Annotated in this window: 8 protein-coding genes; 3 read left to right on the forward strand and 5 right to left on the reverse strand. The window is 63.4% G+C overall.

Features of this window, described 5'->3' with window-relative positions:
* Positions 1-298: 298 nt before the first annotated feature.
* The 4 genes from MF4836_RS16560 to MF4836_RS16575 form a co-directional block, all read right to left on the reverse strand.
* The gene (locus tag MF4836_RS16560) at positions 299-1,966 is read right to left on the reverse strand and encodes a bifunctional protein-serine/threonine kinase/phosphatase (RefSeq protein ID WP_078471152.1); all 1,668 of its coding nucleotides are present in this window, start codon (positions 1,964-1,966) and stop codon (positions 299-301) included.
* A 7-nt stretch (positions 1,967-1,973) separates the two neighbouring features.
* Positions 1,974-3,185 (reverse strand): nitrate/nitrite transporter, encoded by a 1,212-nt coding sequence (locus MF4836_RS16565; protein ID WP_078471153.1) that lies wholly within the window; start codon positions 3,183-3,185, stop codon positions 1,974-1,976.
* A gap of 232 nt (positions 3,186-3,417) precedes the next feature.
* Entirely contained in the window at positions 3,418-3,993 is a 576-nt protein-coding gene (locus MF4836_RS16570; protein WP_020300361.1) for an ANTAR domain-containing response regulator, read from the reverse strand.
* A 14-nt stretch (positions 3,994-4,007) separates the two neighbouring features.
* Positions 4,008-5,219, reverse strand: coding sequence for a CmpA/NrtA family ABC transporter substrate-binding protein (locus MF4836_RS16575; protein ID WP_078471154.1), 1,212 nt, complete (start codon positions 5,217-5,219; stop codon positions 4,008-4,010).
* Positions 5,220-5,460: 241 nt separating this feature from the next.
* Between MF4836_RS16575 and MF4836_RS16580 the strand changes: the two genes are divergently transcribed.
* Positions 5,461-6,492 (forward strand): quinone-dependent dihydroorotate dehydrogenase, encoded by a 1,032-nt coding sequence (locus MF4836_RS16580; protein ID WP_078471155.1) that lies wholly within the window; start codon positions 5,461-5,463, stop codon positions 6,490-6,492.
* Between the two features lie 190 nt (positions 6,493-6,682).
* On the opposite strand, the gene rmf is transcribed toward MF4836_RS16580, so the two are convergent.
* Complete coding sequence (gene rmf / locus MF4836_RS16585) at positions 6,683-6,898, reverse strand: ribosome modulation factor (protein ID WP_020300364.1); 216 nt, start codon at positions 6,896-6,898, stop codon at positions 6,683-6,685.
* A 545-nt stretch (positions 6,899-7,443) separates the two neighbouring features.
* On the opposite strand from rmf, the gene rlmKL reads away from it, so the two are divergent.
* Together rlmKL and MF4836_RS16600 are read left to right on the forward strand one after the other, a co-directional pair.
* Positions 7,444-9,714, forward strand: coding sequence for a bifunctional 23S rRNA (guanine(2069)-N(7))-methyltransferase RlmK/23S rRNA (guanine(2445)-N(2))-methyltransferase RlmL (rlmKL, locus tag MF4836_RS16595; RefSeq protein WP_078471156.1), 2,271 nt, complete (start codon positions 7,444-7,446; stop codon positions 9,712-9,714).
* A gap of 137 nt (positions 9,715-9,851) precedes the next feature.
* The gene (locus tag MF4836_RS16600; RefSeq protein ID WP_078471157.1) at positions 9,852-12,251 is read left to right on the forward strand and encodes a sensor domain-containing diguanylate cyclase; all 2,400 of its coding nucleotides are present in this window, start codon (positions 9,852-9,854) and stop codon (positions 12,249-12,251) included.
* Positions 12,252-12,255: the final 4 nt, after the last annotated feature.

Below are 12,255 nucleotides of genomic sequence, written 5' to 3' on the forward strand. Positions count from 1 at the left end.
CGGGAGCTCAGGCGGTGGGTGGGGCCTGGCTCGACAAAAATCGCACAACAAAAAAGGCGTCCCGCTAGTTGCCTAGCGAGGACGCCTTTGTCCGGTCCCGTTCTCTCGGGAAGCCTGCCCTTCGTCGTTGAAGGTCGGGCTGTATGTCTGTTGCGTAGAACTAATGCAGCGCTTGTGCCAAGTCGCCACAGGCAGGGTTTTGCCGGGGTTGCTCCGCGCACTGGCGCCTGTTCATGCACCGAATCAAGGCGCGGCGCCCTCTTTCAGCGCGGCAGCGGCTACGGGAGGATTTGGGGTTTCAGTGCAGGAGCAGAAATAGCAGCACCAGATTGAGCAGCAGGGCGGCCAGGGCCACGCTGCGCCAGACTTTCAGCGGCTCGCGTTCGAGCAGGGCGCGCGGGCGTACGCTCAGGCTGCCGCGCTCACCGTGTTCCAGGGCCAGTAGCCATTCCTCGGCGGTCTCGAAGCGTTGGCCGGGGTCGGCATTTACCCCGCGCTCCAGGTTGTGTGCCAACCAGTCCGGCAGATCCGGGCGATAGCGGCTGGCGCTGGTCGGGAGGCCGAAGCGCGGGCGCTGGAAGGCTTCGATCTCGCCATGGGGGTAGTGCCCGGTCAGCAGCACGTACAAGGTCACGCCCACGGCATACAGGTCCTGCTGCGCATTCGGCGCAGCACCGCTGAAGGCCTCCGGGGCAATGTAGCTGGGGGTGCCCGGCAGCAGGTTGGCCGGGTCCTCGCACAGGCCGGGGCAGTAGGCGAGGCCGAAGTCCAGCAGGCGCAACTCGCCGTCATCGCTGAGCAACAGGTTCTCGGGCTTGATGTCGCGATGCAGGATCTGTCGCCGGTGCAGCAAGCCCACCACGCGCAGCAGGCGCTGGGCCAGCGTCTGCCATTGCGCCAGGGGCAGCGGGCCGTTTTTGGCGAACAGTTCGGCCAGGGTGCTGCCCGGGTATTCGCGCATTACGTAATACAGATGCTGGCGTGAGGTGCTGGCGTGGACCTCCGGAAAGTAGCGCCCGGCTACCCGACGCAGCAGCCATTCCTCAGCCAGCAGGGCTTGTCCGGCCCGGTGATCGTTGTCCAGTTGAGTCGGCAGGGTTTTCAACAGCCAGGGCTGCAACTGGGCATCGCGTACCCGATAGCGCAATGACTGCTGGCTTTGCCCGAGCACGGCCTCGACCTGCCAGCCCTCGAACGCCTGGCCGGGCTTGAGTGGCGGCGGCAGGGGCCATTGCTGCAGGTGGATCAGGGCATCGCCGATCGAGTGTTCGCCCAGGGTGTCGACCCGTATCAGCAGTGCGCTGGCATTGTCCTGGCTGCCCGCCAGATGCGCGGCAGCGACCAGGGTCTGCACGGCGCTGTCGAGGTCGGGCTGATCATGCAGGATCGCGGCAATGGCCGTGTCGCCGAGGGTCGCCCAAACCCCGTCGCTGAGCATGAGCAAACATTCACCCTGGCGCAGCTCATCGTCGAGGAAGTCCACCACCAGGTGTTGATCCAGGCCTAGCGCGCGCTTGAGCACGTGCTGCATGCCGGGTTGCTCCCAGACGTGATCCTCGCTGATGCGCTGCAGATGCCCGGCGTGCCAGCGATAGACCCGGCAGTCGCCAACGTGGGCCAGGGTGAATCGCCGGCCACGCAGCACCAGCGCGCTGACGGTGGTCAGCAACGGCTGGCCACCCCCGTTGGCTTGCAGCCAGCGATTCTGCGCCAGCAACAGACGCTCCAGAGCCTGGGCCACGGGCCAGGTTTGCGGGGTGGCGTAGTAGTCCAGTGCCAACGCCTGCAAGGTCGAACGCGCCGCCAGGCCTCCATCGGCGCATTGGCTGACGCCGTCGGCGATGGCGAATAGCAGCCCTTTGCTGGCCGCCAGCGCCGGTGCCGGTGTTACCAGGCGCAGCGCGTCCTGGTTTTCAGACCGAGGACCGATGGCGCTGGCCTGAGCGTGACTCAGTTGCAGGCTCATGGGCGGCTCAGACCCGCGCCGCGGTGACGGCGGCGGAGCCCCAGGTGGTGCGCCAGCGACGTTTCACTCCATGCAGGCCGAACCAGGCCAGGATGCCAAGGCCGGCAAACAGCCACAGTGCCAGTTGATAGCTGCCGGTGCTTTGCTTGATCGCTCCCATGCCCGCCGCCAGGGCAAAGCCGCCGATGCCGCCGGCCATGCCGATCAGCCCGGTCATCACGCCGATCTCGCGACGAAAGCGTTGTGGTACCAGTTGGAACACCGCACCGTTGCCGGCACCCAGGCCGAGCATGGTGCAGACAAACAGCGCCAGCGCCGCGTAGGAACTGGGCAGGTTGAAGCCGACTGCGGCAATGCACAGCACCGCTACGCCGTACATGCCGAGCAAGGTCCGGATGCCGCCGAAGCGATCCGCCAGGGCGCCGCCCAAGGGGCGCATCAGGCTGCCGCCGAAGACACAGGCTGCGGTGTAGTAGCCGGCGGTGACCGGGCTCAGGCCGTACTGGTCGTTGAAGTAGCCGGGCAGAGCGCTGGCCAGGCCGATAAAGCCGCCAAAGGTCACGCTGTAGAAAAACATGAACCACCAGCTGTCACGGTCGCCCAGGGCTTTGAAATAGTCCGCCATGGACTTGGCCTTGGGCCGTTCCGGCGCGTTCTTGGCCAGCCAGGCGAAAATCGCCAGGGTCAGAATCAGCGGGATCAAGGCGAAGCCGAACACATTGCTCCAGCCAAAAGCCGCCGCCAGTACTGGCGCAAGCAGGGCCGCAAATACCGTCCCCGAGTTGCCGGCACCGGCAATCCCCATGGCCTTGCCCTGGTGCTGCGGCGGGTACCACTGCGAAGCCAGGGGCAACGCCACGGCGAACGAAGCCCCGGCCATGCCCAGAAACACCCCCAGCAGCAGGGCCTGTTCATAACTGTGGATACCCAGTTTCCAGGCGCCGAACAGGGCGCAGATCACGATCACCTGGCCGATCAGCCCGGCGGTTTTTGGCGACAGGCGATCAGCCAGCAGGCCCATGGCAAAGCGCAGCAGGGCTCCGGCCAGGATCGGTGTGGCGACCATCAGGCCGCGCTGCTGGGTGGTCAAGTGCAGGTCGGCGGCTATCTGCACTGCCAGGGGGCCGAGCAGGTACCAGACCATGAAGCTCAGGTCGAAATAGAGAAAGGCCGCGAACAGGGTCGGGGTGTGGCCGGATTTCCAGAAGCTTGAATTCATCGCGCACCTCAGCTGAAAAGAGTCTCGAAAGGAGTCATGAGCCTTCAGGTGGTGCACCGTCACGGCCGCACCACCGGCCCCGGGCTGTGGGGCCAAAACGAAAAAACGCCGCAACCCTGTCTGCCTGAGCGAAGGGTGTGCGACGTCTTTGTCGTAGGTGGGGCAACCGCCGTTGGTTACCTGCGGAGTTTCCATAGCAAGAGCTGAGCCAATCCGGCTGAGGCGATGGGGCTCAGCCGAGCAGTTCACTCATGGCGATAATCTGCTCGGCTACCTGGATCAGTTTCTGCTGACGGCTCATGGCTTGGCGGCGCATCAGGGTGTAGGCCTCTTCCTCCTGGCAGTGCTTCATTTTCATCAGCAAGCCCTTGGCTAATTCGATGCGCTTGCGCTCGGCCAACTGCTGGTCCCGCGCATGCAACTGGGCACGCAGCGCCTGGTCACTTTCAAAGCGAGCCATGGCCACATCGAGGATCGGTTGCAGGCGTTGGGTCTGGATGCCCTCGACTATGTAGGCGCTGACACCGGACTTGATCGCCTGGCGCATCACTCCAGGGTCGTGCTCGTCGGTGAACATCACGATCGGCCGCGGTTGATCGCGGCTGACCAGCACCACTTGCTCCAGTACATCGCGGCTGGGTGACTCGGTATCGATCAGGATCACGTCCGGACGCACCGTTTCGACCCTGGCCGGCAGGTCGATGGTCAAGCCGGACTCGTCGATCACTTCGAAGCCGGCCTCGATCAGTGCCGCCTTGAGCCGGCCGACTTTTTTTGCGGTGTCATTGATCAACAGGATTCGCAACATACTCAAGGCTCCTGTCAGCGGCTGGCGAGAAGGGGTGAGCTGTCGCTCATGGCGTGCAATTTGAAACTGCGTGCATAGCCGCCCGGGTCTGTGCCATCCCAGATTTTGCCGTCGATCAGTTGGCTGCTGCGCATGTCCTGGCCCCAGGACGCAACGCCCACCGCCGTGGCCGCCTCGCGGTACAACCCAAGCTGTTGCACCTGGCGGGCGACGTCGAGGTAGTCCGGGTCTTCGCGCAGCAGGCCCCAGCGGCGGAACTGGGTCATGAACCACATGCCATCGGACAGGTACGGCAGGTTGACCGCGCCGGCATTGTGAAAGCGCAGGGCATGGGGGTCTTGCCACTGGTTGCCGAGGCCGTCGGCATAGTCCCCCAGCAGCCGCGGCTGGATGCAGTCGAGCGGGGCGTCGAGGTAGGCACCGGCGCTGAGCAACTGCGCGGTACTTTCACGGTTTTCACGGCTTTGTTCGATAAAGCGGCTGGCCTCGAGGACCGCCATCACCAGAGCACGGGCGGTGTTGGGGTACTGCTCGACAAAGGCGCGGGTGCAGCCCAGGACTTTTTCCGGGTGGTCGGGCCAGATGGCCTGGGTGGTGGCCAGGGTAAAGCCTTGGTCCTGGCGCACCGCGCTGGCGCTCCAGGGCTCGCCGACGCAAAAGCCGTCGATGCGCCCGGCTTGCAGGTGCGCCACCATTTGCGGCGGCGGCACCACCACGCTGTCGACATCCTGCAACGGGTGGATGCCCTGGCTGGCGAGCCAGTAGTACAGCCACATGGCGTGGGTGCCGGTGGGAAAGGTCTGGGCAAAGGTCAGCTTTGCACGACGTTGGTGCACGTGCTGGTAAAGCGCTTCAGGACTGGTCACCTGCAGCCCTTGCAGCTCTCGCGACAGGTTGATGCTCTGGCCGTTCTGGTTCAGCCCCATCAACACCGCCATGTCGCTGGCATTAACGCCGCCGATGCCCAGGTGTACGGCATAAATCAGGCCGTACAGGCTGTGGGCGGCATCCAGTTCGCCGCTGACCAGTTTGTCCCGCAGGCTGGCCCACGATGCCTGGCGCTTGAGGTTCAGGGTCAAGCCATAGGGCTGGGCGAAGCCCTGGGTTGCAGCAACCACCACCGAGGCGCAGTCGGTCAGTGCCATGAACCCCAGGTCGATGGCGCTCTTCTCCGGGGCGTCGCTGCCGTTGACCCAGGCCAGCGGGCCGATTGCGAGTTCATTCATGAGCCTGACCACCTTGCAATGAAAAAGCGCCGTACCCGAGCGCCTGGCAGAGCCAGGACGGGTGACGACGCCTTTGTCCGTATCGATAGGGGCACCCTGCCGCCGTTGGCAGAAGTACTGATGTACACCTTGGTGCAAGGCATATGCCATTCACCGCTGATTTCACTGTGCGCCTCGCGTGCAGGCCCCGGGCCCGGCTATAATCGCCGCCTTATTCGCCGCCACCGAGTCAAGCCCGCCCATGTATACCCTGGCCCGCCAGCTGTTGTTCAAACTCTCCCCGGAAACCTCCCATGATCTGTCCCTGGACCTGATCGGCGCGGGTGGGCGTTTGGGCCTCAATGGGCTGTTGTGCAAGGCGCCGGCGCAGATGCCGGTGCGGGTCATGGGGCTGGACTTTCCGAACCCGGTTGGCCTGGCTGCCGGTCTGGACAAGAACGGTGCGGCCATCGATGGTTTTGCCCAGCTGGGGTTTGGTTTTGTCGAGATCGGCACCATCACCCCGCGTGCACAGCCCGGCAACCCCAAGCCACGGATCTTCCGTCTGCCCCAAGCTGAAGCGATCATCAACCGCATGGGCTTCAACAACCTGGGCGTCGATCACTTGTTGGCGCGGGTGGCTGCAGCCAAGTATCAGGGTGTGTTGGGGATCAACATCGGCAAGAACTTCGACACCCCGGTCGAGCGCGCGGTGGATGACTACCTGATCTGCCTGGACAAGGTGTATGCCCACGCCAGTTACGTCACGGTCAACGTCAGTTCGCCCAACACTCCGGGCCTGCGCAGCCTGCAGTTCGGCGAGTCGCTCAAGCAATTGCTCGGCGCCTTGAGCGAGCGGCAGAAGGAGTTGGCGCTGCGTCACGGCAAGCATGTGCCATTGGCGATCAAGATCGCTCCGGACATGACCGATGAAGAAACCGTGGACGTGGCCCAGGCCTTGATCGAAACCGGCATGGACGCGGTGATTGCCACCAACACCACCCTGAGCCGCGCAGGCGTCGAAGGGCTGGAGCACGGTGAAGAGGCGGGCGGCCTGTCCGGTGCCCCGGTGCGCGACAAGAGCACGCACACGGTCAAGGTGCTGGCGGCCGAATTGGCCGGGCGCCTGCCGATTATTGCGGTTGGTGGTATTACCGAAGGCCAGCACGCGGCTGAAAAAATCGCTGCCGGTGCCAGTCTGGTGCAGTTGTATTCGGGGTTCATTTACAAAGGACCGGCGTTGATTCGCCAGTCGGTGGATGCCATTGCGGCATTGGCTGCACGGCAGTCGTAACCCTCAGGCTTAAGAGCGGCGCGCCCAGGCCTGTTTGGCCTGGTGGCGGGGAGCAGTCTGTCGCCATGAATCGCGGCCAATAAAAAGGGCTCCTTCAAGGAGCCCTTGGGCCGAAGCCCGCCGTCCGGATGGGACGTGCGTGGTTAAGTCACAAGCTATTCAAGTTTTAGTGTCGGAATGGTGCCCTTATTTAGCCGACAGCGTGAAGTTCGTTGAGTCTGTGGATGCCCGCAGTGCCTGTCATACCGTCCCAATTGTCGCCGCGTCCTTCGCGCCAGCCGTTAATCCAGGCTTGACGTACCGACGGTAGAGTAAATGGGCAAAGCTCACGGGATTTGCCGTTAACGCCATAGTGATATCCGCGTACAAATGCTTTTTCCAACGGATCACGCTTAAGTCTTCTCATAGGGTGTTTCCCTCACTTGTTGACTGTACTTATGTCCTATCGACCTCTACCTGAGGTCGGGCAGAATGCTTCTGCCGTTGGTGCTCGCTGCCGGCGTGGCGAGCTTGATTGTTGACGTCATTGCGGCGTCAACCTGTGTTGAGTTCTAACCAATAGGTCACACGGTGGGAATGATCGTTTTGTCATAAGGATGTAACGATAATGCGGGTAAGGCCATAAGAACGGCTGGATGCGAACCGTTTTTATTGGGCAAAGCCTGCTGTGATGAGCCTTTGGTTAGATGACGGTGTTAATGCTTTAGTAAGAATGTCGACCTGTTGCAGTCGGGTATTATTCGACGAAGGGTCGACTTATGACATTTTGTTGCTCGACTTTTTATCTGCCTCTGCCATCTAAGCTTTTTCTACCCCTGTGGTGAGCTGGTCGGCAGGGGTGGGACGGCACACTTTCGTGCCACGCGAGCGCTCTTCAAGAAAAGCGCTTGATTGAAAACCGGGCGGACAATGCGTTGTCCGTTCACTTATGCCAAAGGCCCTGGAACTCCCATGTCGGATCGTTATGAACTCTTCCTCACTTGCCCTAAAGGCCTCGAAGGCCTGCTGATCGAGGAAGCCGTCGGGCTTGGCCTTGAGGAAGCGCGCGAGCACACCTCTGCCGTGCGCGGCATGGCCGACATGGAGACCGCTTATCGGCTGTGTCTCTGGTCGCGCCTGGCCAACCGGGTGTTGCTGGTGCTCAAGCGCTTCCCGATGAAGGACGCCGAAGACCTCTACCACGGTGTGCTGGATATCGACTGGCAAGACCACATGCTCGCTGACGGCACCCTGGCGGTGGAGTTCAGTGGCCACGGTTCGGGCATCGACAACACCCACTTCGGCGCCCTGAAGGTCAAGGACGCCATCGTCGACAAGCTGCGTACCCCGACCGGCGAGCGCCCTTCGATCGACAAGCTGAACCCGGACCTGCGCATTCACCTGCGCCTGGACCGTGGCGAAGCCATCCTTTCCCTCGACCTGTCCGGTCACAGCCTGCACCAGCGCGGTTATCGCCTGCAGCAAGGCGCTGCGCCGCTGAAGGAAAACCTGGCCGCCGCGATCCTGATCCGTGCCGGCTGGCCACGCATTGCCGCCGATGGCGGGGCGCTGGCTGACCCGATGTGCGGCGTGGGTACCTTCCTGGTGGAAGCGGCGATGATCGCTGCCGACATCGCCCCCAACCTGAAGCGCGAGCTGTGGGGCTTCACCGCCTGGCTGGGCCACGTCCCGGCGCTGTGGCGCAAGCTGCATGACGAAGCCCAGGCTCGGGCCCAGGCCGGCCTGGCCAAGCCGCCGTTGTGGATCCGCGGTTACGAGGCCGACCCACGACTGATCCAGCCCGGGCGCAATAACGTCGAGCGCGCCGGCTTGAGCGAGTGGATCAAAATCTACCAGGGCGAGGTGGCCACCTTCGAGCCGCGCCCGGACCAGAATCAGAAAGGCCTGGTGATCTGCAACCCTCCCTACGGCGAGCGTCTGGGTGACGAAGCCAGCCTGTTGTACCTCTACCAGAACCTCGGCGAGCGTCTGCGCCAGGCCTGCCTGAACTGGGAGGCGGCGGTGTTTACCGGTGCCCCGGACCTGGGCAAGCGCATGGGCATTCGCAGCCACAAACAGTACTCGTTCTGGAACGGCGCCTTGCCGTGCAAGCTGCTGCTGATCAAGGTCCTGCCGGACCAGTTCGTCACGGGTGAGCGCCGTACCCCGGAGCAGCGCCTGGCCGAACGTGAGCAGGCCGAGGCCGACAAGGCCCCGCTTGAGCCGCAAGAGCGCCAGTACAACAAGAATGGCAACCCGATCAAGCCCGTACCGGCGCCGGCTCCAGTGGTCGAGCAGGCGCGCTTGAGCGAAGGCGGGCAGATGTTCGCCAATCGCCTGCAAAAGAACCTCAAACTGCTGGGAAAATGGGCCAAGCGTGAGGGCATCGAGTGCTACCGGGTCTACGATGCGGACATGCCGGAGTACTCTCTGGCCATCGACCTGTATCACGACTGGGTCCACGTTCAGGAATACGCCGCGCCGAAATCCATCGACCCGGAGAAGGCCCAGGCCCGTCTGTTCGACGCTTTGGCCGCCATCCCCCAGGCGTTGAACGTCGACAAGAGCCGGGTAGTGATCAAGCGTCGCGAGCGCCAGAGCGGCACCAAGCAGTACGAGCGCCAGAGCACCCAGGGCAAGTTCACCGAAGTCACCGAGGGTGGAGTCAAGCTGCTGGTCAACCTGACCGATTACCTCGACACCGGGTTGTTCCTCGATCACCGGCCGATGCGCATGCGGATTCAGAAAGAGGCCGCCGGCAAGCGCTTCCTCAACTTGTATTGCTACACCGCGACGGCCAGTGTGCATGCGGCCAAGGGTGGGGCGCGCAGCACTACCAGCGTCGACCTGTCCAAGACTTACCTGGACTGGGCGCGTCGCAACTTCTCGCTCAACGGTTTCTCCGACAAGAACCGCCTCGAGCAGGGCGACGTGATGACCTGGCTGGACGCCTGCCGCGATGAGTTCGACCTGATCTTCATTGATCCGCCGACCTTCTCCAACTCCAAGCGCATGGAAGGGGTGTTCGACGTACAGCGCGATCACGTGCAGTTGCTCGACTTGGCCATGGCCCGCCTGGCACCGGGCGGCGTGCTGTATTTCTCCAACAACTTCCGCAAGTTCCAGCTCGATGAACACCTTGAATCGCGCTATGCGGTCGAGGAAATCAGCGCCAAGACCATCGATCCGGACTTCGCTCGTAACGGCAAGATCCACCGCGCCTGGAAAATCACCGCGCGCTGATCGGCACTTGAATGCACGGAGCCTTGATATTCAAGGCTCTTGGCTATTTTTGCGCTGGTCAAATTAATGGCCAATAGCTATAAGTGACTCGCAGCCAGCTTGGTCCCCAAGCCCCCTCCGGCGTTGTGAGTCTGCTTATGCGGTTACGCGTGGTACGCCCCAGAATTCTCGGTTTCATCAGCGAAGACGTTTCGGCCTGGCTGGTCGCGGGCGTGGCGTTGCTGGCGGGAAGTGTATTGACCGGACTATTGGCCTGGTCGACGCTCAACCTGTACCAGCAACAGTTGCGCCAGCGCTTCCACTTGCTGGCTGGGGAGCGCTTCAGCCGGATTGAAGAGCGCTTTCAGGATCAGGAGCAGCGGCTCGAAGGACTGCGGCGCTTCTTCTCCAATTCCGACGCGGTCACCCGTCAGGACTTCGATGGCTACGCCGCGCCGTTGTTGCTCCGCACTCAAGCCTATGCCTGGGCTCCCAGGGTCAGTCGTGCCGAGCGTCCGTTGCTGGAGCGCAGTGTGCGCGAGCAGGGCATCAGCGATTTTTCCATTCGCCAGTTGAACGCCGCCGGCGAGCTGGAGCCTGCGGCCGAGCGCGATGAATATGTGCCGGTGCTCTACAGCCAGACCCAAAGCTGGCTTGGCTCGCCCTTGGGCTATGACCTGCTGGCCCAGCCTCTGCGTCGCGCCACCCTGGAGCGTGCCCGGAGCCAGGGCGGGATGGCGGTGTCCCAACCCTTGCACCTGGTCAGCGTCGATCCGGCCTACGCCAACGGCATATTGCTGGTAGCGCCGGTCAACCGGCTTTCCACCAGTGGCAGGCCAACCACCGAGCCTTACGGCTACGTCCTGGCGATCATCAGCATGCGGCAATTGGTGGCCGACGGCTTGCCGCAGCCTGCCAGTGACAACCTGGCCGTGCGGATACTCGACCTGTCCACCGAGGGCCGGCATGAGGTCCTGTACGAGTCGAGCAATGCCCCTGCCGACAGCTCGCTCCTGGCAACCCGGCTGCTGCGCCTGGCTGATCACTATTACCAGGTGGATATCCGGCCCAGTGCGGCGTTTCTCCTGGCCAATCATTCATCGGCGGGCAGCCTGATGGTCCTTGGCGGGTTGCTCAGTGTCCTGCTCAGTGCCTTGCTCTATGTGCTGGTCAGCCAGCGCCAGCGTGCGTTGCACCTGGTCGAGCAGCGCACCGAGGAGCTGCGCACCCGTGAGCGTGAGTTGCGTGGCACCCACGGCCAATTGCGCAGCGTGCTGGATGCGGCGACCCAGGTGGCGATCATTGCTACCGATCTGCATGGCACCATCAGCACCTTCAATGCCGGCGCCGAACAGATGCTCGGTTACAACAGCGCCGAGGTGCTGGGCAAGCTGACCCTGGAAAGCCTGCACCTGCCCACGGAGCTTGCAGACCGCGCGCGCCAGTTCAGCCGGCATTACGGCAAGCACATCTCGCTGGCTCAGGCGATGCTGGCCGGTGCCGAGGAGGAGGGTATCCACGCCGCCCGCGAGTGGACGCTGGTGCGGCGTGACGGTAGCCAGCTGGCGGTGAACATGCTCGCCACCCCGGTGCTCGATGAGCATGGCCTGTGGGTCGGTCACCTGGCGATCTGCATTGATATCACTGAACGCAAGCGGGTCCACGAGGCACTGGCCGCCCGCGATCAGTTGCTGAAAAAGCTCACGGCCCACGTCCCGGGCGGGATCTACCAGTTCAAGATGGAAGTCGCGGGGCACGCCAGCTTCAGCTACGCCAGTGACGGTATCCGTGAGATCTACGAGATCGAGCCCCATTTGCTGCAGCAGGATGCAGCCGTGGTGTTCGATCGGATCCACCCCGAGGATCTGGCGCGGGTGCGGGCCTCGATCCGGGCCTCGGCCACGGACCTCAGCCCCTGGCAGGAGGAATACCGCGTGCTCCTGCCCCGGCGCGGCCTGCGCTGGGTGCGCGGCGCGGCGACCCCGGAGAACCTGCCCGGCGGGGGCGTGGTATGGCACGGCTACATCTCGGACATTTCCGATCTCAAACGCGTGGAGGAGGAGCTGCGGGCACTGTCGGTCACCGACTCGCTGACCGGTATCCACAATCGCCGGTACTTTCACGAGCGCCTGCAGGCCGAAATGGAACGGGTCACCCGGGGGGCGGGTGATCTGGCGGTGATCATGCTGGATATCGACCACTTCAAACGCATCAACGATCAATTTGGGCACGGGGCCGGTGACCGGGTACTCAAGTGCGTCTGCGAGCGCATTCGCTATCGCCTGCGGCGCAGTGACGTGTTCTGCCGCCTGGGTGGCGAAGAGTTCATGGTGCTGTGCCCCGGCACCGATGGGGGCAAGGCATATGCCCTGGCTCAGGAGTTATGGCAGAGCCTGCGCAGCTCGCCGATCGACAGCGTGGGTGTGGTTACCGCCAGTTTCGGCATTGCCAGCTGGCGTGAGGGCGAGGGCGCCGATGCGTTGTTGCTGCGTGCCGACGCGGGGGTCTACGCGGCCAAGCAGGCCGGGCGCGACAGGGTCGAGCGCGAGATACCCTGAACCT

This window comes from Pseudomonas sp. MF4836 (assembly GCF_002018875.1).
Taxonomy (GTDB): Bacteria; Pseudomonadota; Gammaproteobacteria; order Pseudomonadales; family Pseudomonadaceae; genus Aquipseudomonas.

What these genes read in the sequence shown, in the direction of transcription:
- MF4836_RS16560 (WP_078471152.1), bottom strand. Translation starts at nt 1,966, where the DNA reads ATGAGCCTGCAACTGAGTCACGCTCAGGCCAGCGCCATCGGTCCTCGG.
- MF4836_RS16565 (WP_078471153.1), bottom strand. Translation starts at nt 3,185, where the DNA reads ATGAATTCAAGCTTCTGGAAATCCGGCCACACCCCGACCCTGTTCGCG.
- MF4836_RS16570 (WP_020300361.1), bottom strand. Translation starts at nt 3,993, where the DNA reads ATGTTGCGAATCCTGTTGATCAATGACACCGCAAAAAAAGTCGGCCGG.
- MF4836_RS16575 (WP_078471154.1), bottom strand. Translation starts at nt 5,219, where the DNA reads ATGAATGAACTCGCAATCGGCCCGCTGGCCTGGGTCAACGGCAGCGAC.
- MF4836_RS16580 (WP_078471155.1), top strand. Translation starts at nt 5,461, where the DNA reads ATGTATACCCTGGCCCGCCAGCTGTTGTTCAAACTCTCCCCGGAAACC.
- rmf (WP_020300364.1), bottom strand. Translation starts at nt 6,898, where the DNA reads ATGAGAAGACTTAAGCGTGATCCGTTGGAAAAAGCATTTGTACGCGGA.
- rlmKL (WP_078471156.1), top strand. Translation starts at nt 7,444, where the DNA reads ATGTCGGATCGTTATGAACTCTTCCTCACTTGCCCTAAAGGCCTCGAA.
- MF4836_RS16600 (WP_078471157.1), top strand. Translation starts at nt 9,852, where the DNA reads ATGCGGTTACGCGTGGTACGCCCCAGAATTCTCGGTTTCATCAGCGAA.